General features: G+C 66.9%; 19 protein-coding genes. 2 read left to right on the top strand and 17 right to left on the bottom strand.

Going from position 1 to position 20,999, the window contains the following annotated elements:
* Positions 1 to 270: 270 nt before the first annotated feature.
* Positions 271 to 1,251 carry a helix-turn-helix domain-containing GNAT family N-acetyltransferase gene (locus tag WT24_RS30975; RefSeq protein WP_060037044.1) on the top strand — a complete coding sequence of 327 codons (981 nt, stop codon included), beginning with the start codon at positions 271 to 273 and terminating at the stop codon, positions 1,249 to 1,251.
* A 184-nt stretch (positions 1,252 to 1,435) separates the two neighbouring features.
* Here WT24_RS30975 and WT24_RS30970 read toward each other — a convergent pair whose 3' ends face one another.
* The 13 genes from WT24_RS30970 to WT24_RS30910 all read right to left on the bottom strand — a co-directional run bounded on the left by WT24_RS30970 (position 1,436) and on the right by WT24_RS30910 (position 13,922).
* Positions 1,436 to 2,041, bottom strand: a complete 606-nt coding sequence (locus WT24_RS30970) for a hypothetical protein (protein WP_060037043.1) — start codon at positions 2,039 to 2,041, stop codon at positions 1,436 to 1,438.
* Positions 2,038 to 3,285 carry an MFS transporter gene (locus WT24_RS30965; RefSeq protein ID WP_060037040.1) on the bottom strand — a complete coding sequence of 416 codons (1,248 nt, stop codon included), beginning with the start codon at positions 3,283 to 3,285 and terminating at the stop codon, positions 2,038 to 2,040. The genes WT24_RS30970 and WT24_RS30965 overlap by 4 nt, the downstream gene beginning before the upstream one ends.
* A gap of 286 nt (positions 3,286 to 3,571) precedes the next feature.
* On the bottom strand, positions 3,572 to 3,901 hold the full coding sequence (locus WT24_RS30960; RefSeq protein WP_034208901.1) for an H-NS family nucleoid-associated regulatory protein: 330 nt from the start codon (positions 3,899 to 3,901) through the stop codon (positions 3,572 to 3,574).
* 325 nt (positions 3,902 to 4,226) lie between these two features.
* Positions 4,227 to 5,576, bottom strand: coding sequence for a reverse transcriptase family protein (locus WT24_RS30955; RefSeq protein ID WP_060037038.1), 1,350 nt, complete (start codon positions 5,574 to 5,576; stop codon positions 4,227 to 4,229).
* Positions 5,577 to 5,970: 394 nt separating this feature from the next.
* Positions 5,971 to 6,726 (bottom strand): histidine utilization repressor, encoded by a 756-nt coding sequence (gene hutC, locus WT24_RS30950; protein WP_060037036.1) that lies wholly within the window; start codon positions 6,724 to 6,726, stop codon positions 5,971 to 5,973.
* 50 nt (positions 6,727 to 6,776) lie between these two features.
* Positions 6,777 to 8,270 carry a histidine ammonia-lyase gene (gene hutH, locus WT24_RS30945; protein WP_060037034.1) on the bottom strand — a complete coding sequence of 498 codons (1,494 nt, stop codon included), beginning with the start codon at positions 8,268 to 8,270 and terminating at the stop codon, positions 6,777 to 6,779.
* A gap of 7 nt (positions 8,271 to 8,277) precedes the next feature.
* Positions 8,278 to 9,069: an ABC transporter ATP-binding protein gene (locus WT24_RS30940; RefSeq protein WP_059498742.1), complete on the bottom strand. Its 792-nt coding sequence runs from the start codon at positions 9,067 to 9,069 to the stop codon at positions 8,278 to 8,280.
* Between the two features lie 28 nt (positions 9,070 to 9,097).
* Positions 9,098 to 9,844 (bottom strand): ABC transporter permease, encoded by a 747-nt coding sequence (locus tag WT24_RS30935; RefSeq protein ID WP_034208896.1) that lies wholly within the window; start codon positions 9,842 to 9,844, stop codon positions 9,098 to 9,100.
* A 12-nt stretch (positions 9,845 to 9,856) separates the two neighbouring features.
* Positions 9,857 to 10,579 (bottom strand): ABC transporter permease, encoded by a 723-nt coding sequence (locus tag WT24_RS30930; protein ID WP_059790192.1) that lies wholly within the window; start codon positions 10,577 to 10,579, stop codon positions 9,857 to 9,859.
* Positions 10,580 to 10,671: 92 nt separating this feature from the next.
* Positions 10,672 to 11,532 (bottom strand): transporter substrate-binding domain-containing protein, encoded by an 861-nt coding sequence (locus WT24_RS30925; protein ID WP_050016577.1) that lies wholly within the window; start codon positions 11,530 to 11,532, stop codon positions 10,672 to 10,674.
* Between the two features lie 337 nt (positions 11,533 to 11,869).
* Positions 11,870 to 12,163 (bottom strand): hypothetical protein, encoded by a 294-nt coding sequence (locus WT24_RS30920; RefSeq protein WP_060037032.1) that lies wholly within the window; start codon positions 12,161 to 12,163, stop codon positions 11,870 to 11,872.
* Between the two features lie 98 nt (positions 12,164 to 12,261).
* Positions 12,262 to 13,221, bottom strand: a complete 960-nt coding sequence (locus WT24_RS30915; protein WP_060037030.1) for an SDR family oxidoreductase — start codon at positions 13,219 to 13,221, stop codon at positions 12,262 to 12,264.
* Between the two features lie 287 nt (positions 13,222 to 13,508).
* Positions 13,509 to 13,922 carry a DoxX family protein gene (locus WT24_RS30910; RefSeq protein ID WP_059498746.1) on the bottom strand — a complete coding sequence of 138 codons (414 nt, stop codon included), beginning with the start codon at positions 13,920 to 13,922 and terminating at the stop codon, positions 13,509 to 13,511.
* Positions 13,923 to 14,865: 943 nt separating this feature from the next.
* Here WT24_RS30910 and fliD point away from each other — a divergent pair.
* Positions 14,866 to 16,380, top strand: coding sequence for a flagellar filament capping protein FliD (gene fliD, locus WT24_RS30905; protein ID WP_060037028.1), 1,515 nt, complete (start codon positions 14,866 to 14,868; stop codon positions 16,378 to 16,380).
* Positions 16,381 to 16,503: 123 nt separating this feature from the next.
* On the opposite strand, the gene WT24_RS30900 is transcribed toward fliD, so the two are convergent.
* The 4 genes from WT24_RS30900 to rbsK all read right to left on the bottom strand — a co-directional run bounded on the left by WT24_RS30900 (position 16,504) and on the right by rbsK (position 20,882).
* Positions 16,504 to 17,148, bottom strand: coding sequence for a hypothetical protein (locus tag WT24_RS30900; protein WP_060037134.1), 645 nt, complete (start codon positions 17,146 to 17,148; stop codon positions 16,504 to 16,506).
* A gap of 437 nt (positions 17,149 to 17,585) precedes the next feature.
* The gene (locus tag WT24_RS30895) at positions 17,586 to 18,533 is read right to left on the bottom strand and encodes a dihydrodipicolinate synthase family protein (RefSeq protein ID WP_059790201.1); all 948 of its coding nucleotides are present in this window, start codon (positions 18,531 to 18,533) and stop codon (positions 17,586 to 17,588) included.
* Between the two features lie 43 nt (positions 18,534 to 18,576).
* The gene (locus WT24_RS30890) at positions 18,577 to 19,896 is read right to left on the bottom strand and encodes an MFS transporter (protein WP_060037026.1); all 1,320 of its coding nucleotides are present in this window, start codon (positions 19,894 to 19,896) and stop codon (positions 18,577 to 18,579) included.
* 59 nt (positions 19,897 to 19,955) lie between these two features.
* Complete coding sequence (rbsK, locus tag WT24_RS30885; RefSeq protein ID WP_059498750.1) at positions 19,956 to 20,882, bottom strand: ribokinase; 927 nt, start codon at positions 20,880 to 20,882, stop codon at positions 19,956 to 19,958.
* Between the last annotated feature and the right edge of the window lie 117 nt (positions 20,883 to 20,999).

The raw sequence follows: 20,999 nt of genomic DNA, 5'->3' as shown, positions 1-20,999 counted from the left end.
CGTGGTCCGCAGTCGTCGATCGACGATCGGTCGACGCCCTGCTTGCGGGTGGCCCGCTCCGCCCAGTATGCGGCCGCTTCTCCACGCCCGGCCATCCGCTTCGATACCAGTCGCCCCCGTCCCGGTTCGTCGCCCGCATCTCACCCGCGCGACCGTCGACCGCACGGAAGCCCCACCCCGAAAAAAACGGCGCCCTCTCAAAATCCGCCTTGCCAAGGTTGCGACCCGCAACTATTATTGATTGCGATACGCAACTTTCAGGAGCCGTTCATGGACCTCATCGACGCGCCGGCCAAGCCGCGCGACGCGACCATCCTCGAGCTGCGCGACTTCTCGCGCAAACTGGTGCGCGAGCTCGGCTTCATGCGGGCGACGCTGGCCGACAGCGACTGGGCGCCGTCGGCCGTGCACGCGATCCTCGAGATCGGGATGGCACCCGGCATCAACGCGAAGGATCTCGGCGCCATCCTGCGGCTCGACAAATCGAACACGAGCCGGCAACTCGCGCGACTCGAAGCGGCCGGGATCGTGGAGCGGCGCGTGTCGAGCGAGGATGCGCGCGCGATCGAGCTGTACCTCACCGCCGAAGGCAAAAAGCTTCGTAAACGAATCGACACGTTCGCGACCGACCAGGTGTCGAATGCGCTGCGCCGCATGATGCCGGCCGACCAGCAGGCGCTGCTGCGTTCGCTCGCGCTGTATGCCGATGCACTCGCCCAGGACAACGCGGTCAGGGCGCCCGTCGCGCCCGCCGACGCGCCGTCGATTCGCGAGGGCTACCAGCCGGGCTGCATCGGCGACATCGCCAGCCTGCATGCACGCTTCTACGCGGAACACTGGGGTTTCGGCGCCTTCTTCGAACAACGCGTGGCGACCGAGCTGGCCGCGTTCGCGGGCGCGCTGCCGGCCGACGGCAAGGCGCTGTGGCTGTGCCAGGAAGACGGCCGCACGCTCGCGTCGCTCGCGATCGACGGGGACCCGGCGACGGGCGTCGCGCACCTGCGCTGGTTCATCGTCAACGACGCGTTGCGCGGCTCGGGCGTTGGACGCCAGTTGATGACGCTGGCGATGCGCTTCGTCGACGATCACCGGTTTCGCGAGACCTATCTGTGCACTTTCAAGGGGCTCGATGCCGCGCGCCATCTGTACGAGTCGTTCGGTTTTGCGCTGACGAGCGAGTGCCCGGGTACGCAGTGGGGGACCGAGGTGATCGAGCAGCGCTTCAGCCGGCCCGGGCCGTCCGGCCGTTGAGATCGGCGGCCAGCCGTCGCGTCGCCTGTCGCCGTCGTTCCCGCACCGCGTGACAGGTTCGGCCCGCGAATTGCAGGAAAAAAACCGGAAACATCCGCGCAGCGATTTATCCGACGGGGCCGCCCGGCAGGCCGGTCACCGCACACGCGCGTCCCGACGAAAGCAATCGCGGCGATCCCGTGAACTACCGGCCTGCTTGCGCCTGCTCCGCCGCAAACGTATCGCCGACGAACCGGATCACGTCGTCGAGCGACGACGTGCACACCGCGTCCGCGGCAAGCGAGCGAAACGCACCGTCCGGCCCGAAGCAGACGAGCGGCTTGCGCCAGCGCTGCGCGAGCGCAATCTCCTCGGCCGTACCGTGCCCGCCGGGCAGCGCGACGATCAGGTCGCTACTCAGCACGTTCACGTAGTTGCGGTTGATCGTGTTTGGCGCCGCGCCCGGCTCACGGCGCGGCAGCGGCGTGAGGACCGGAATGTCGACGAACGGATGCGGATAGCCGTCGAGCGGCACGAAGCCCGCGACCGGATCGGCCTGCGTCGGCAGGATGCCGATCGATCGGCCGGCCCGGCCAGGCACGCCTGCGAACGCGCGCGCGACCGCCAGCATCACGCCCTGCCCGCCGCCCGTCAGCAGGTTGAACCCGGCCTGCGCGAGCCACGCGCCGAGCGGCTCCGAAAACGCGAGCCACGGCTCCTTGCCCGAACCCATCACGCCGATCGTCCTGTTGTTCCGTTGCATCGTGGTTTCCGGTGAAATCGTGGCGGCGCGTGCTCGCACCGCGCTCATTCGAGCTCGACGCCCTTGAGCTCGGGGATCAGGAACAGCGTCGCGACCATGTCGAGCACGTAGAGGCCGGCGAGCAGCGCGATGGCCGTCTGGAACGAGTAGTGCGCGGCGAGCGTGCCGACCGCGACCGGACCGAAGCCGCCGACCGCGCGGCCGATGTTCCACAGCACGTTCTGCGCGGTCGCGCGTGCGGCCGTCGGATAGCCTTCCGACATCAGTGTCCCGTAGCCGCCCACCATCCCGTTGACGAACATGCCCATCAGCGCGCCGGCCCACAGCATCGCCGTCGGGTCCGACAGCCGCGCATACGCGACGACCGTCACGACCGAGCCGAGCTGATACAGCAGGAACGTCGGCTTGCGGCCGATGCGGTCGGCCAGTTGGCCGAACACCCAGACGCCGATCATCATCCCGACGACGGTCGCCGCCGTCCACAGCCCCGATTTCGTCAGCGAAAAACCCATCTGCTTCGACAGGAAGGTCGGCAGCCAGATCACGATTCCGTAGTAGCCGAAATTCTGGACCGAACACAGGATCACGATGCCGAGGCTCGTGCGCGCGGTGCGGCCGTCGGCGACGAGCATGCGGAACGCGTTGGGCTTCGGCTGCGTCGCGCGCTGCACGAACGCTTCCGGCTCGTGCAGCTTGTTGCGCATCACCCAGGCGAGCAGCGCGGGCAGCACGCCGACCGCGAACATGCCGCGCCAGCCGATGTGGAGTAGCAGAAACGGCGTCAGCAGCGCGGCCAGCAGCACGCCGGCCTGCCAGCCGAGCGCGACGTAGCACGACACGCGGGCGCGCTTGCCGGCCGGCCACGCTTCGGCCGCGAGCGCCATGCCGATCCCGAACTCGCCGCCGAGGCCGATGCCCGCGATGGTGCGATAGACGAGCAGATCCTCGAAGCCTTGCGCGAATGCGCACAGGCCGGTGAAGATCGCGAACAGCAGGATCGTCCAGGTCAGCACGCGCACGCGCCCGTAGCGGTCGCTCAGCGCGCCGAACACGATGCCGCCCGCGACCGCGCCGATCAGCGTCCACGTGACCAGCGCGCCGGCCTGCCCGGGCGTCAGGTGCAGCGCCGCCGCGATCGCCGGCAGCATGAAGCCGAGGATCAGCAGGTCGAAGCCGTCCATTGCATAGCCGATCGCCGACCCGGCCAGCGCTTTCCACGCGTACGCGCCGACCGGCTCCACGCGCGGGGCCGACGGGCCGCCGAGCGCCGAAGATTTCATGTTTGCTGCCATGGTGTCCTGCCACGAATGTCCGGCGACATTCTAAGGCCTGTGCCCGCGAACGACGGAGGCGACGCGTCCTGCCCGCGCTGGCCGGACGGCTGGCGGGAAAACGGCGGAAAACGCGTGGAAAAAGAGAAAAGGGAAAGGAAAAACGTGGATCCGGTGCGGCGGCGAGGCCGGCGATGTCGCGATCAGGCCGGACACCGGATGAAAGACGGCCGGCCGGCGGGGGATTGCCGTCCGGCCCGCGTGCGCGAACCGGACGGCGCCGAATGGCCTTGCGGCGTGGCGGGCTTCAGCCCTGATCGTCCCCCGGCCACCAGGTCTTGGCCCCGCGGTCGACGGCGAGCGCTTCGAGATCCTTGCCATCGAGCCATTTCGGCCGTGGGCCGCGCCCCGACCATGAGCGGCCGGTAGACGGATCGTAGTACTTGGCAGGCGCCTTGCGCTTGCGCTGAACGATGTAGCCGAGCGCGCTCAGCACTTCCTGCTGCGAAATTCCCAACAGCTCGACCTGTTCCTTGAAAGCCGCGAGCGCAGCTTGCTTCTCCTTCTGCTTTGCCTCTGACAGCTTGATGTTCAGGTCCCGAAGTTGTGCTTCGAGTTCCTGCAGGGCCTGGGTCATGTATTCATCCTCTTTGGGCATGTTTTTGCAAAAAGCTCCGAAGGCCGAACCTACCACGAAGTTTCACCGATCGGGGCTGTCAAATAGGTGAATCGTCCACCTGAGCCGGCATGATTTGCGCGATGCGCACGAAACGACGTCGTGCGTCACCGACAGACAGGACCAGGCCGGCAGCGGGCGGCACGCCGCGCTCGCATGCACGGGCGAGCGGTGGCGGCAAATGATTCGCCGCTCCATGGCACGGGCGCGGCATGGCGCGAATGATAGCAGTGCGCGGCGTCGCGATGCAGAAGTTGCCGACCGGAATCGACGCGGGCCCGACGGTTCAGCGGTCCGCGCCGCCGGCCTCCCATGCGATCCGGTCGAACAGCGCGCGCAACTTCGCGCCGCGCGCCGCATTCAGCGCCGTCGCATGCGCGACGCGCCCGGCCAGATGCGCACGAAAATCCGCATGCGCGTCGCGATTCTGCGACGCCGGGCCGCGCCGGATGCAGTTGGTCAGGATGGCCTTCAGGCGATCGAACGTGTCGCGCGGCAGGTTCGGATGACGATTGACGACCACGCCGGCCAGTTGCTGCCGCGTGCCGCGCCGCATCACACGGGTCTTGCGCAATTGCAGCGCGAAGCCTTCCTCGAGTGCGATCGCGGCGACCCGGACTTGCAACCGCCCGATGTCGCGCGCGAGCGCGCCGCCGCCGGAAAACGCGAGGTCGTCCGCATAGCGCGTGTAGGTCGCATCGAGCGAACGCGCGAGCGCGGCAAGCCGCATGTCGAACCGGAATGCGCACAGGTTCGCGAGCGCCGGCGACGTCGGCGCACCCTGCGGCAGATGCCGTTCGCGATAGCGCTGGCGGCCGATCCAGTCGAACCGGTCGCGCAAGTCCGGCGCGAGCAGCCGCGCCGACGGCACGCGATTGGTGCACAGCCCGGTGAGCGTACGCGCGACTTCGGCCGGATACCCGAGCGTCGCGAACAGCGCATGGACGCGCGCGGCGCGCACCGACACGAAGAAATCCGCGAGATCGAAGCGCACGACGACATCGCGATCCGCATGCGGCGCCGCGAACGACACGATCCCGTGCCCCTTGCGAAAACCGTGTACCGCGCCGTGCGGCGCAATGCGATCGAGCAGCCCGTGCAAGATGCGGCGTTGCGCTTCGCGCAGCCGCCCCTTCGGGATTTCGACGAGGCGGCATCCGCCGCTGCGCTTGTCGACCGCGACGTACGTGTAGTGATGCAGCGGCGAGGCGCTGCCGCGCGCGTCGACGCGCCAATGATCGGACAGCCAGTCGAGTTCCGGCGTGCTCACCCCGAGCCAGCCGGCGAGATCGCCGGGCGTGGGCCATTGCGGCACGTCGCAGCCGGCGAGCGGTGCCGGCAACGGTCGCTGCACCAGCGGCCGCCGCACGATGCGGATCATCACCGGCCGACGGTCGCCATACCATGCGCGCACGAACGCGGGCGCCTCGGCCAGGACCGCCGCGAGCACGTCGGTGTCGGTATCGGCCCAGTGCGTGCCGAAGCGGACGAGCGCGAGGTTCGCGCATTCGTGCGCCCACGACGGCGCTTCGCCGAGCACGGCGGCCAGCCGGGCGACGACGCCGTCGCGTTCGGGCGGACCGGCGAGCATCGCCTCGGCAATCGTGCGGGTGGTGTCGCGCAGGAATGAATGCATGGATGGAGATGGGCGGGACGATGAGTCAACGTGGCCGGTACTGCGAGGGGCCGCGTTGCGCGACGCGCAACGGATCCCCTTGCGACGCATCGGAGTATCGATCTGATCCACGGGGTAGCCCCGTAGTCCTGGAACATCGGCTGCCTGTTCCGGGCGTGTGCTTGACCCACCGCCCCGCGTCGGCGACTTTAACGGCCGGCGCCGCCAGATGTCAAATCGAGCCGGACGATGCGCGATGCGCGGCGGCGTCGCGCTTATGCGCGCCGGCAACCCGCGCAGTGTATCGCCTTTCGATGCAGATACGGCAGGGCTCCATCACGACCCATGCGACTGCATCGGCCATCGCCCGCTGAAGCGGCATACGGTCCGCTCCGCCCAAGCCCGCCCTGTTTCCCTACATCGTGCCCGCCAGATGAAACCGCGACGCCGGATGCCACAGCCTGACCGACGTGGCGACCTGCTCGCCGACCCACGTACGGCGTCGCAGCAACAAGCACGGTTCACCGATTTCCATCACGAGATGCCGACGCACCTGCGCATTGGGCTTCTCCGCGTAGATCCGGAACTCCGCACGCTGGATCGGTGCCAGGCGCACCATGTAATGATTCGGCGTCTCGATCGTGAAGTCCTGCTCCAGATACGCGGGAAACAACGCCGGATTGACGTAGCGATCCTCGAACTGGATCGGTTCGCCCTCCTCGTAATGCACGATACGAGAATGAAACACGGGCCCGGCGCGCAGGCCGAGCGCATCGATCGCGTCCGGATCGACGCTGCGCTCGATCAGCAGGACGCGCGCACTGTGCCGATGGCCCCGCTCGGCGATCTCGTCCGCGATGTTGCGAATCTCCAGCACCGTCGATTCGTAATGCCGGCGCTCGACGAACGTGCCGGCCCCCTGGATGCGCGTCAGCACGCGCTCGGCCGTCAGTTCGCGCAGCGCGCGCGACACCGTCATCCGGGCCACGCCGAATTCCTTGACCAGCTCGGCCTCGGTCGGGATCGCGGCGCCGGGCTTCCAGTCGCCCTTCGCGATCCGCTCGACGACGTAGCGCTTGATCTGCTGATAGGCCGGCAACGCCCGCGCCGGTACGGTGTCGGCCGACGTCAACGCCTGCCGTGCGGAAAGTTTGCGTTCCGTTTCGCTCATGCGCCCTCGACCGAATGAATGTTGGGTGATCGGCCCGTCCTCGACCGTCGTCACTGCAACGGCGGCGGCACACCGGCGACGATGCCGGCCGCGATCGCGATATCGTCCGCGAGCGGCCGGTCGTCGTGATACGCCGGCACGCGTGCGCGCACGTGCCGCCACAGCGCGTCGGTCGGTGCGGCCCGCCCCGTTTCGTCCGGCTGCAGGTCGTACGCCTGCGCGGCGGCCAGCAGCTCGATCGCGAGCACGCGCGTCGTATTCTCGATGATGTCGAGCGCCTTCAGCGCGGCCGGCGTCGCATGGCACAGGTGATCTTCCTGCAGCCCCGACGTGATGCCGCCGTCGAGGCTCGCCGGCGCGGCAAGCCGCTGATTCTGCGCGACCAGCGCGACCGCCGTGTACTGCGCGATCATGAAACCCGAACAACTGCCTCCCGGCGCGGCAAGGAACGCCGGCAGCCCGCTGACGAGCGGATTCACGAGCCGGTCGAGACGCCGCTCGGCGATCGCCGCGACCTGGGCCATCGCCGCCGCGAGGCTGTCCATCGCGAGCGCGATGCCCGCGCCCACCGCATGCGCCTGCGAATGCACGGCCGGCGCCTCTCGCGTGCCGGCAACGATCGGATTGTCGGTGACGGACGCGAGTTCGCGATCGACCACCTCTGCCGTGACGTCGAACACGTCGCGCGCCGCGCCGTGCACGTGCGGAATCGTGCGCAGGCTGAGCGGATCCTGCGTATGCCGGCCGCTCGCCGCGGCAAGCATGCCGCTGTCCGCCAGCAGCGCACGCAAACGCGCGCCGACCTGCCCGATACCGGGCGAAATCCGCAACGCGAGCGAAGCGGGATCGAATGCGGCGAGTTGCCCGCCCAGGTTCTCGAAGCTCATCGCCGCGATCCAGTCGGCCCAGTCGAGCAACCGCTCGGCGCGGGCCAGCGCCAACGCCGCCAGCCCCGTGACGCACGGCGTCCCGTTGACCAGGCTCAACCCTTCCTTCGCGCCGAGGACCAGCGGTTCGCGGCCGATGCGCCGCAGCGCCTCGTCGCCGCGCACGCGTTCGCCGCGATGGCGCGCATGGCCGTGCCCGACGCACACGAGTGCCACGTGCGCCATGTGGGTCAGATACCCGACCGAGCCGTGCGCCGGCACTTCGGGGAGGCAATCGTGCTCGAGCAGCGCGACGAGCTGTTCGACGACGTCGGCGCGGACGCCCGAATGCCCGTGCGCATAGTTGTTGATCGCGGCCGCGATGATCGCGCGCGTTTCGGCTGCGCCGAGCGGCATGCCGACGCCCACCGCGTGGCTCATCAGGATGTTGTGCGACAGCATGCTCTGCTGTGCCGGCGACACGATCACGTCGCATAGCGCGCCGACGCCGGTATTGACGCCGTATGCGCGAATCCCGCGCGCGACGATCTCGTCGACGAGTTCGCGAGCGGCGGCGACGCGCGCGCGCGCATCGTCGGCCAACGCCAGCGGCTCGCCGGCCGCCACGGCCGCAACCTGTCGCCAGTCGAGCGGCTGCGCCGCACGGAATACGGTCATGGCAGCCTCAGTTCGCGGTGCGGTCGTGGTGGCTCGACACGAATTGCCGGAAGCGCTCGGAGGTCTGCCCGCCGAACACTTCGTCGGGCGTCCCGTCCGTATCGACCTCGCCCTGATGCAGGAACATCACGCGGTTCGACACGTGGCGCGCAAAACCCATTTCATGCGTGACGACCAGCATCGTGCGCCCCTCCTCCGCCAGCGAGCGCATCACGCGCAGCACCTCGCCGACCAGCTCGGGGTCGAGCGCCGACGTCGGTTCGTCGAACAGCATCACCTTCGGATGCATCGCCAGCGCGCGGGCAATGGCGACCCGTTGCTGCTGGCCGCCCGACAGGTGCGCGGGATAGTGGCCGCGCTTGTCCGCGAGACCGACGCGTGCGAGCAGCGCCTCGGCTTCCTCCACCGCCTCCGCGCGACTGCGCTTCTGCACGCGCAGCGGCCCCTCGACGAGGTTGTCGAGCACCGTCATGTGGGACCACAGGTTGAAGTTCTGAAACACCATCCCGAGCTGCGAGCGGATCCGGTCGACCTGGCGCCGGTCGCTCGGATGCAGCTTGCCGTCGCGCGCGCGCTTCATCGCCAGCGCTTCGCCCGCGAGCGCGACGGAGCCGTCGTCGGGCGTCTCGAGCAGGTTCAGGCAGCGCAGGAACGTGCTCTTGCCCGAGCCGCTCGCGCCGAGGATCGAGATGACGTCACCCTCGTGCGCGTCGAGCGAAATGCCCTTCAACACATGATGATCGCCGAACGACTTGTGGATGTTTCTGACCGACAGCGCAACGGGAGCAGGGGTGTTCATCGGATTCTCTCTGAAAGGACGGGGACGCTCAGGATGCGGCGCGCCGGGGATTGGGCGTCGCCGCGGCGGGCGCACCGGACGGCTTCGGCGCACGCAGGTGCGCGGAGAGTCGCCATTCGAGCGCGCCGAGCAGGCGCACGACGATGAAGTTCAGGCACAGATAGATGATGGCCGCGCAGACGAACACCTCGGTCGTCCGATAGGTTTGCTGAATGATCTGCTGCGCCACGCCCGTCACCTCCCACACCGTGACGAGGCTCGCGAGCGCGGTCGACTTGACGAGCAGCACGGCCTCGGTCGAGTACGCCGGCAGGCACTGGCGCAGCGCGATCGGGCCAATCACGCGCCGCAGCAGCGAGAAGCCCGACAGGCCGATGGAATACCCGGCCTCGATCTGCCCGACTGGTACGGCCATCAACCCGCCGCGCAGGATTTCGGCCGTGTAGCCGGCGGTGCACAGCGCAAGCGACAGCACCGCGCATACGTACGGCTCGCGCAGCACCGGCCACATGAAGCTCTCGCGGATCACGCCGAACTGGCCGAGCCCGTAATACACGAGGAACATCTGGATCAGCAGCGGCGAGCCGCGAAACACGAGGATGTAGGCGCGCGCGAAGCGGTTCGGCAGCCAGTGCGGCGACACGCGCATCGTGACGATCACGAGCGACAGCAGGCCGCCGAGCACGAGCGAGGCGAAGAACAGGCCGAGCGTGGTCGGCACGGCCGCGAGCAGCTGGCGCAGCGTATCGACGAGAAAATCGAAATCGATGGACATGCCCGTTCTCCGTCAGTTGCGCGCGAAATTGCGGCGGAACGACCGGCCGACGATCGCTTCCGCCCGGTTGAACACGCGGTTCGACAAGCCCGTCATCAGCAGATACAACGCACCGCCCGCGACGAAGAATACGAAGTACTGGTGAGTCGAACTGGCGGCGATCTGGCTCGTGCGGAGCAACTCGGCAAGACCGGTGACCGAGATCAATGCGGAGTCCTTCAGGCTCAGTTGCCACACGTTGCCGATACCGGGCAGCGCGAAGCGCAGCACCTGCGGAACCAGGATGCGCCGCAACACCATCGCGCGCGGCATGCCGATCGAGCGTGCCGCTTCGAGCTCGCCTTTCGATACGGCGAGCACCGCCGCGCGATAGACCTCGGCCTGATAGGCGCCCGAGATCATCCCGACCGCAAGCGCGCCGATCACGAACGGCGGCACGCCGATGAACCCTTCCGCGCCGAACCATTGGCCGACGGTCGTCACGAGCGTCGAGCCGCCGAAGTAGAACAGATAGATGACGAGCAGTTCGGGCACGCCGCGAAATACCGTCGTATACAGATCGCCGAGCAGGCGGGCGGTGCGATAGCGCGACAGCTTCGCGGCCGCGATCGCGGCACCGATCACCGCGCCGACCGCGAGCGCGGCAAGCGTCAGCGCGACCGTCATCAGCGCGGCGAGCAGCAGCACGCCACCCCAGCCTTCAGTACCGAAGCCGAGCATTTCAAGAATCGCCATGCGTGCCTCCCGGCATGCGTTGAGTGAAACCGCTGGATGCGTGCCGCCGCGCGTCGTTCGACGAACTTACGCGGCGGCGGCCGAACGCGCGCTTACGGCGTGACGTCGGTCTTGAACCACTTGTCGGCGAGCTTCTTCACCGTGCCGTCCGCAAGCGCCGCGGCGATCGCCGTATCGAATTTGGTCTTCAGGTCGGCATCCTGCTTGCGGAACGCGAGCCCCTCGCCCGGCCCCCAGATCGGGCCGCCGAGCTTTGGCCCCGCGAGCACGATCGATGCGTTGTCCTTCTTCGCGTTGTTCGCCGCGTAGTACGTGACGTCGTCGAACGACGCATCGATGCGCCCGGCGACCAGATCGAGATCGCGTTCCGGCGACGTCTTGTACACGCGAATCGACGCGATGTCCTTGAAGCTGTCGTTGATGAATTTCGTATAGACGGTGCCCGACTGGATACCGATCGTCTTGCCCTTCAATTGCTTGCGCAGCGTGTCGACGGTGGGCTTGTCCGCGTTGGCGTCACCCGTCAGCTTGACGATCGGCGCGCCGGGCGCCGCCTTCGGCAGGATCTTCGTATCGGTGACGGCGAACGTCGCCGGCGTCGCCGCATACGGTCGCGAGAAGAGCAGAATCTTTTCGCGCTCCGGCGTGATGGAAATCGCATCCATCAGGATATCGAACTTGCCGGCCTGCAAGCCGGGAATCATCCCGTCCCAGTCCTGCGCGACCATGTTGCACTGCACCTTGATGCGCTCGCACACGTTGGCGAGCAGTTCCGGTTCGAAACCGCCCAGCTTGCCGCCCGGCAGCGTGAGGTTCCACGGCGCGTAGCCGCCTTCTAGCGCGACCGTCACCGTCTTCCATTCCTTTGCCTGCACCGGTGCGGCAAGCGTTGCCGCCGCAGCCGCGATGACGCCGATCGTCCTGATTGCCCATTTGATGCGCTTGCCGTTCACGAGGTTTCTCCTTGCGTTGAAGTTCGCCATCCCTTCGGTGCCAGCAAGCCGCCTCAGGAATTTGTCTATACAAGCATGCAAGAAGAAAAACAGCGAGACAAGCAGCGATCAATAAAAACACGGAAAACGCGGGAAATCCCCTAATTAAAGGGTTCTGACGTGCATCGTTGCAGGGAATTTCAGCACATGTTTGGTGCAATTCGGCAGGCCAAATTTCAAGGATGACTAGACAAATTCGGAATTCGATCGCCAGGTGGGTCATGTCGTTTGCGTTTCACGCACGCGTCGATGTCCGCCGGTTCGTCCGGGACGGATGGCTGCATCCCCCCAAGCCGCCTCATCGCGACGTTCTCGTCGAGGTGGCGCATCGACAACTGCACGATCGTGCAGTCGTCGTGAGGCGTGACGATCGCGTCGTCGCCGTGGCGGGCGATTTCGGTGCCGCCTTCGCAATCACTTCGAGCCTCGTGAACGGCTGCGAGAATCGAAAATGCATCGAGCGCGCGACGACCGGCTCCGTGATCTCGATGGACTTCCGCCGCGCCGGCGCGGCTTGCGTCACGAACGCCGCGACATCGCCGCGCGCGACGGCGCCCGCCTGCAGCACGAAGCGCGCGGCGCTGTCGAGCATGGCCTGGCTCCCGAGCGGGCGGCAAGCGGCTGTACGATCCTCGGCGAACGGGCACGTCGATCTCGGCGAGGCGCCGCGAGCCGCGCAGGGTGTCGATCCTACGGCGACTGCGGCGCATCGCGCAGCACGGTTCGCAGCGCAGTATCGAACGGCGTCGCGTAATCGATCCCGAGCGCGCGCACGCGCGCGGCGTCCAGATGGCAGTCGTACGGGCGCGGCGTCGCGTCGGTCGGCTGATCGATCGGCACGAGCGACGCGGCGATGCCGAGCGCGCCGGCGATGCGCTGCGCGATCTCGTACTTCGTCATCGGCTCCTCGCTCGACCAGTGTCGAATGCCCGTGACGGTTTCACCCGCGAGATGACGCAGCGTCAGGTCGCGGATGACCTGCGCGACGTCGGGCGTATAGGTCGGGTAACGAATCGCCCAGGCGTCCATGCCGACCGCATCGGCGCCCGGTCGCGCCGACGCGACGACGGCCGGCACGAGGCTCGTGACGGCCGATTCGCTCCAGTCGGCGATCGGGCCGAAGAGCAACGGCAGGCGCAGCACGCACGACAGTGGCGACGCGGCGAGGAGCGCGGCCTCCCCCTCCAGCTTGGTGCGGCCGTAGATGTTCAGCGGATTCGGGATGGCGTCTTCGCGGTAGGGGGCGGCCCGGCCGTCGAAGACGTAGTCGGTCGAGATGCCGAGCGTCCATGCGCCATATCGCGCGGCGAGCGCACCGATGCGGGCCGGTGCGGTGACGTTGATTGCGCGGGCCGCGGCCGGGTCGCGTTCGCAGACGTCGGGGCGGCGTTCGGCGGCGCAGAGAATCACCACTGCGGGCCGGTGGATTTCAAAAACGCGCTCGAGCGACGGCTGGTCGAGAACATCGAGTTCGGCGATGTTTGCGGATGGCAATGCGAGCAGCTTCGCGCCGGCGGTTTGCGGGTTCCGGATGGTGGCGAGCAGCGTCAGCGACGGTTCGCGGAACAAAGACGCGGCGACCGCGCGGCCCAGCAGGCCGGAGGCGCCGATGAGGAGGATGGTTTTGCGTACCGGGGATTGGTTTGACATGGTGGCGATGAATCACGGAAACGTATGGATTATCGGCCCTATTGGATGACATGAACGGCTCGCATCCGGTCGGGAACCGGATCGACCTCCGTTCTTCGCCCCGTTCGTCGTCCATTTCGCGCCGACCGACGGCTTCGCGCAGTGCGTGATCCGCGACGCGGATTCCGGCCGCGAACGGGTGCGTCGCGCACCGTGCTTCGGCACACGCACCGGCACCCGCAAAAAACAAAACCCGGCACGCGTGCGCGCACCGGGCTCCCGATACCGAACGGAAACGCCGTCCCGCGTTACTTCCGGTCAACGGAATACCGCCCCGGCCCGATCAACGCGAGCAACAACAGCCCGCCGATGATGCTCACGTTCTTGTAGAAGTTGATCATCGCCATGTACTGCTCCATCCCCTGCAGCGCCCAGTAGCGATGGCCGATCAGCGCGGTCGCGAGCGTATAGGCGGCGAACACCAGTGCGAGCGGACGCGTATAGAAGCCGATCGCGATCAGCACGCCGCCCACCAGTTCGACCGCCACCGCGATCGCGGCCGCCAGCTCGGGCGCCGGGTTCCCCGTCGACGCCATATACGCGACCGTGCCCGAGAAACCGTTCAGCTTCTGCCAGCCGAACAGCACGAACAGAATCATCATCAGTACGCGAGCCGCCAGCAGCAGCTCGTCCTTCTTCGACTCCAGCGAAACGTAACGCATAGCAATCACCCTTGAATTGACGGTTTGATGCATCCGGTGCCGCGGCGCGCCCAATCGGCACGCCATGCCGGCACGGACCACTCTTCGCGCAATCGGACGGCAAGCCACGTGGCCTGCCGCCGAAGCATCCGTCCGGTCACGCCGCGAGTGGCGGCGAGCTCCGGATCGGTTCTGGCGAAGCACGGGTGCAGTCTACTGTCCTGCCACAAATCATCAATCCGTCTAAATATGATTCGCCGTCTCAAATTAGTTGACAATCAAGGAACGCCGATCCGTTATCCGACGCCTGGGCGGCCATGCAAGCCACCGGCCTCCCTGTTTCGGCAACGCGAAAGGTGTTCGTTTCTTTACGTTACGGGAATCAGTTGATATTTTTGAATCGAATCAAAACGCATCATCGAATTGGCACATTGCGCCATTTACTCACCAGCACCCATCAGCACGTAACGCCCCGATACAATCTTTCTGGTTACTCACCCTCTTTATCCGCGCCACTCAGTATCATTTTTCGAGTCATGAACATGGCGTCGAAATGGACTTTTCGATCGAAACGCGTCCGTCTTCACGCTGCCCATCCGCCTGCCATTTAGAGAAATCAACGAAAGGCATGTCATCGAATCTTTACGCTTCCGCACTTTTCTCTCTACCGAAAATCCTTTAACAAATACAACAAATATCATGCACGAATAGGAAACATCACACATTTCCATCACCCAACCACGCTTTCCCCAGGAATCACTACAACAAATTACTAACCAATACCGATTTAAGAATACGATAGCGCACCGATTCGTTCGTCCGTTTTCCCGACACTTCCGCGATCCACGCCCCGCGCCATACGAGAAAGCGGGATGCACGCGAATCGCCACGCGACCACCCCGATCGCCGCGGGCCGGCTCGACCGCCGTTCGCCACTGAATCGTCTTTCAACCGGAGTTCACCCATGCCAACGACCACGCCCGTCAACAGCGGCGCGAACGCGAACAGCCTGATGCAACAGGCGGCGCAATCGATCATCAACGGCTCGACCGGCAATCCGGCGATGGACGTCGGCTCGCTCGTCAAGACGCTCGTGAACGCGAAGACGGCCGGGCGCGCCGCGGCGCTTGCCGCTTCGCAAACGACCGGCAACACGCGGATCTCTGCATTCGGCGCGTTGTCGTCGGCACTCGGCGCGCTGGAGGCAGGCCTGACGCCGCTGAAGAATGGCGCACTGCAGTCGACGTTCAACGCCGTCGCGAGCGGCAAGGGCCTGACCGCGACGGCCGGCGCGGGCGCGGTCGCCGGCACCTACACCGTCGGCGTCACGCAGATCGCGACCGCGCAGGCGCTGTCGTCCGCCGGCTTCAACGGCAGCAAGGCGCTCGGCACCGGCACGCTGACGCTGTCGCTCGGCAGCCAGTCGTTCAAGGTCGAAATCGGCAGCGCCAACAACACGCTGGCGGGCATCGCGGCGGCAATCAACGGCGCGGCCGGCAACCCGGGAATCAGTGCGACGGTCATCAACGGCACGGACGGTGCGCACCTCGTGCTCGCGTCGTCGAAGACGGGCGCGGCGAACGCGATCAGCGTCGCGGTCGGCAACGTGTCCAACGACGGCGGCCTGTCGAATCTCGGCGTCACGTCGACGGTCGCCCCGTCCGGCGGCGCATCGACGATCGATTCGGCGAACGGCGCGGCCGCCTGGCGGCAGAGCGCCGTCGCGCAGGACGCGAAGTTCACGCTCAACGGGATCGCATCGACCAGCGCGAGCAACGCCGTGTCGGGCGTGCTGACCGGCATCACGCTGAACCTGTCGGCGGCCGCGGTCGGCGCAACCGATACGCAGACGCTGACGATCGGCACCGACACGAAGTCGCAGGCCGCGACGATCGCGAATTTCGTGAGTCTGTACAACACGGTCGTCAAGACGATGGGCGCGCTGTCGAGCTACACGCCAGGCGCAAGCTCGCAGGGCGCGCTGATCGGCGATTCGACGCTGAACACGATCCGCAACGCGCTGGCGTCGATCGTCGCGCGCGGGGTGGACAGCGGCGGCGCCGCCGAGAAGGGCAACGGACACGCGAACCTGTTGTCGATCGGCATCAAGCTCGAGCGGGACGGCACGCTGAACGTCGACGGCGCGAAGCTCGACAGCGCGCTGTCCGCCAACCCGTCCGGGGTCGCGCACCTGTTCAATCCGGAGAACGGGATCGGCACGCGCCTGGCCGATCAGATCACGCAGTTCACGAAGAAGAACGGGATGATCGACGTGCGCACGACCGCACTGAGCGCCGATCTGAAACGTGTCGCGCAACAGCAGTCGGATCTGTCCGACTATGCCGCGCAACTGACCAGGCAGTATCAGGCGCAGTTCACCGCACTCAACACCCTGATGACCCGGATGAACACTCATTCGCAATACCTGACGCGATTGTTTGGCGGTGCGAACAGTAGCGGCACGCTGTCCAGGAAGTGAGCGGGTCGCGCGGTGCGCGTGGCCCTGAGACATCGTTCATGCCCGGCAGCGCGCCAGCGCCCGCCGGCTTCGCATCGTCGCGGCCGGCAACCGGCCCGCAGTCGTCCTTGAAACAGGCACGCGTCAGCCGAGACCTTCGACGCGGTCGGCAAACAAATCGATTGCACGCGATACCTGACGCCCGAAATAGCCGGGGCGTTCGTGCTCGTACGCGCGCAGCAGCGACGTGCATTCGCGCTCGGCCCAGCGCCACACCGGGCCCTGTTTTGCGAATACCGGATGGTCGTGCAACTCGGCAGGCACCGTGTGCTCGTCTTCCCAGCCCCAGAAATAAGCCTGGTAGGCACGGGTGAACGGCATGCCCAGCTGGTTCGCAACGGTCTCGTCGTGGCGCAGCGTGAAGTCGACGATCTCCTTGCGTGTGCGCCCGCCCACGTCGTCGTGGCGCGCTTCGACCCAGCAGTGATACCGCGCGAGCTGCGACAGATGCCGCGCGGTGCGGCGCCGCGCGCGCGTCGTGCATAGCGCATACAGGTTGCCGCCGCCGAAGTCCATCACCTCGCCGCCCGCGAACGGCCGATAAGGCTTCCCGGTCAGCAGCGTCAGCACCTGTGCGCCGACGATCGCATAGTCGGCGCAGCGCATGTAGCCGCTGCGCGTCGTCGCCTCCGACACGCTCCGATGGACGACCTCGTCGATCACGGCGTGCAGCATGGCATCAACCGGCGCCGTCAGGATCGGCGGCTGGCTTGTCGTCACGTGTTGCATGGGCGAATGCGGCTTCAGCGGTTCGTCGGTAAAGATCACTCCGCGGCATGGTATTACGAACCGCTATGACGAATGACCGCGGAATTGCGCAGATTTGTGCGCTTTTCTCGCCGTATGCGAGAACATGTCGACGGTCCGTCAGACATCGTCAATGCGACGCGCGGCAGGATGGTCGGACGAGCGTCGGCACCGCGCTCGCGAATCGCGGGCGGTTAGAGTTCGTGACGTAGCGAATGGCCGCCGAGTGATGGCCGGAGAGCGGCGGCACGTGTTGCCGCCATCGACGGATCAGGAGCTGCGACGATTTCGCCGCAATCGCATGCATCGCGCAACGTGGATTGTTTCAGCAGGTAATCAGTGAGCCGGCCGCACGCACGGTACGCGATGCGATCACGCGCCGCACCGCGCTGCCGGCGCGGCGCGGCGCGCGTCCTCCGTCACGACGCAGCGATCCGCCGGCGGAAATGTTCGGTGCCGGCCACGATCTTGTCGAGCACAGCGTCGAGCGCCCAGAAGCGTTCGCGCACGTCGTAGTCGATCGCACGGCATTTGATCGATCCGAACGTGCCGATCCGCTGGTGATAGAGCTTCGCGAGCGCCGGGTAGCCCAGCGCCTCCGATACCGCCGAGACGACCAGGAACGTCGACAGTTCGTCGGCGAGCGCCGGATTCGACTCGCCTCGCGTACGCAGCCACCGATAGAGATCGGGATGGAAGTTCGTGAACACACCGTTGAAACCGGCGGACCCGGCCTTCATCGCATCCCACGCAATCGCGGCGTTCGCGTTCAGGATCTTCAGCGGCGACCCCGCGGCAAGCGCGACGCGCCGCCTCACCGTGGCGAGATCGCAACTCACATCCTTGAGCATCACGAACCGGCCGGTGTCGATGCACGCGCGCAGCTCGTCATCCGACAAAAGCCGCCGGTAAGGCGCCGGGCATTCGTACAGGCCGAGCGGGAGATCCGACGGCAGTCGCGCGAGCAGCCTGTGAAGATGATCGAGCAACGCGGCGCTGCCCTTGCGTTGCGGATCGAGACGATTGGTCACGAGCACGACGCCCTGCGCGCCCGATTCGGCCGCCGCGCACAGTTCGACGACCTGCGCGTCGATATCGTCGCTGATATGACCCGACGCGACGACCGGTACGCGCCCGGCCACCCGCTCGACCACGAAGCGCGCGAGTTCCGCGCGTTCGGCCAGGCTCAGGAATTGCATCTCGCTCGATTGCGCGACCGCGAACAACGCATCCGAGCCGTGCGCCAGATACCATTCGATGAGCCGCTCGAGCCCCGCGTAGTCGATCGAGCCGGCGTCGTCGAACGGCGTCAGCATCACCGGCACGATCCCCTCGACGGTCACGTTCGATTGCTGCGAGTGTTGCATCGGTTTCTCCTTCCTTCAGTGAATGCGAATGCAGGCTGAACGGTTACGCCGGCAACGGTCCGGGTGCGGCGTTCGTGGCCTGTTCGGGAATCGGCTTGCGCACGAGCAGCAGGTAGGCCATCGCGCCGGCGAACGCGATCGCCGCCGCGGTGAGCAGCGCGGGCACGAACGACCACTTCTGCGCAATGACGCCGGTCAGGATCGGGGCAAGCGCGCCGCCGATGAAGCCGCCGAAATTCTGGATGGCGCCGAGCGACGCGATGCGGCTCGGCGGCGCGGCCGCCGTCGCGAGCGCCCACGAGCACGCCGACGCCGCGTTGGCGAGAAAGATCACCACCGAAATGCATGCGAGCGCAACCGTATTGCTCTGCACGAGCGCGGCCGGAATCGTGAACGCGACCATCCCGAGCATCGCGGCCACCACCGCATTGCGCCGGCTCACGACCGGCGACCGGCTGCGGCGCGTGACGAAATCCGACAGCCAGCCGGCGGCCAGCGAACCTACGAACCCGCACAGGAACGGCACCGATGCGGCAAACCCCGTGCGGATCAGGCTCATGTGCCGCTCCATCGTCAGGTAACCGGGCAACCAGGTCAGGTAGACCCAGTTCAGGTACACGGATCCGAAGAAGCCGATCAGCATCCCCCACGTCGTGCCGTGCGAGAACAGGCTGCGCCAGTCTGCGAAGGTCAGCTTCGGCGCCGCGACGACGCTTTGCGCATCGGCATCGAGGTAACCGCGCTCGGCGGCGGACAGTTGCGCGCGCACCGGATCGCGATACAGCGCGAACCACACGACGGCGACAACGAGGCCGAGTGCCCCGGTCACGATGAACGCCCAGCGCCAGTGGAACGACGCAACGAGCACCGACAGCAGCAGCGGCGCAAGCGCGGTACCGAGAGGCGACGCGGCATTGAAAATGCCCGTCGGCGTGCCGCGCGCGCGCAGCGGAAACCAGTTGCTCACCACGCGCGCGGCCGACGGGAATTGCGGCGCCTCGCCGATGCCGAGCACGATGCGCGCGACGATGAACCAGCCGAAAGTGGACACGATGCCGCCGGCCGCCTGCGCGAACGACCAGACGATCAGCCCGATGCCGAGCAGCCGGCGCGGGCCGATGCGGTCGACCAGCCCGCCGACCGGAAACTGGCACAGCGCATAGCTCCATGAGAATGCCGACAGCAGCAGCCCCATCTGCGCGAGCGACAGGCCGAGATCGCCGCGGATCGCCGAACTCGCGACGGCCAGCGTGCCGCGATCGAGATAGTTGACGATCCCGCTCGCCATCAACAGCGCGAGCGCGATGCGTTGACCGCGCCGAATCCGTGGCGGCGCGTGCGGAACAGGTTGGTTGTCGTTCATGTCGATTGTCTCCATGTCACTGTCTCGGCCGGGTTCGGCCGTTCCGTCGTGTGCGGAATTCAGGTATCCATACGGTTTACTTCGTCGAGCGTCGGAATCGACGTCTGCGCGCCGTGACGCGTGACGCTGATCGCGGCCGCACGCTGGCCGAAGCCGATCGCGTCGTCCATCGACGCGCCGCCGGCCCGCGCGGCCGCGAACCCGCCGACGAACGTGTCGCCGGCCGCGGTCGTATCGACGGCCACCACCGCCATCGCACGATGACGGCCGCTTCCTGCGCTACCGCGCCAGCAGACGCCGCGCGCGCCGAGCGTGACCAGCACGTTGCCGACGCCTTTCGCGCACAGCGCATCGGCGGCGCGCGCGGCCGATGCATCGTCGCCCACGGCGATGCCGGTCAGCGACTCGGCCTCGGTTTCGTTGACGACGAGATAGTCGACCCGCGCCAGCAGCGCATCGAAGAGCGGCTGCGCGGGTGCGGGATTGAGCAACACCGGCGTGTGGTGCGCGCTGGCGCAGGCAATCGCGCGCGCCACGCTGGCGACCGGTATTTCGAGCTGGCACACGAGCAGCGCGGCTCCGACGATCGCGTCACGCGCCGCGTCGATCCGGTCGGCGTCGACGCACGCATTCGCGCCGGGCACGACGACGATGCTGTTCGCGCCGCCGTCGTCGACCGTGATCGTCGCGACGCCGGTCGTCGTGCCGCCGATCCGGTGCAGGTGCGTCACGTCGATGCGCTCTGCCGCCAGCGCGCCGTGCAGGCGCGTACCGAACGCGTCGTCGCCGACGCAGCCGATCATCGCGACCGATGCGCCGAGGCGCGCGGCCGCGACCGCCTGGTTCGCGCCCTTGCCGCCGTGAACGGTCTCGAACGTCGTACCGAGCAGCGTCTCGCCCGGCACCGGCAGGCGCGGCGTGCGCGTGACGAGATCGATGTTGACGCTGCCGACGACGGCGATACGCGGTGACCGGAGTCCGTTCATTGCTTGATGTAATCGCTTACATTTGCGGTCGACAAAATGACCGGAAAGGTCGTCGTCTCGGAAAATTTCGCCATACGGATCGGGCAGGTGTCTGACATAATAAGAAGCGGTAGCAAG

The sequence above is a fragment of the Burkholderia sp. MSMB1078WGS genome (assembly GCF_001528895.1).
Taxonomy (GTDB): Bacteria; Pseudomonadota; Gammaproteobacteria; order Burkholderiales; family Burkholderiaceae; genus Burkholderia.
The sequence above is the reverse complement of the archived record's forward strand: the minus strand, read 5'-3'. Positions and strand labels throughout refer to the sequence as shown.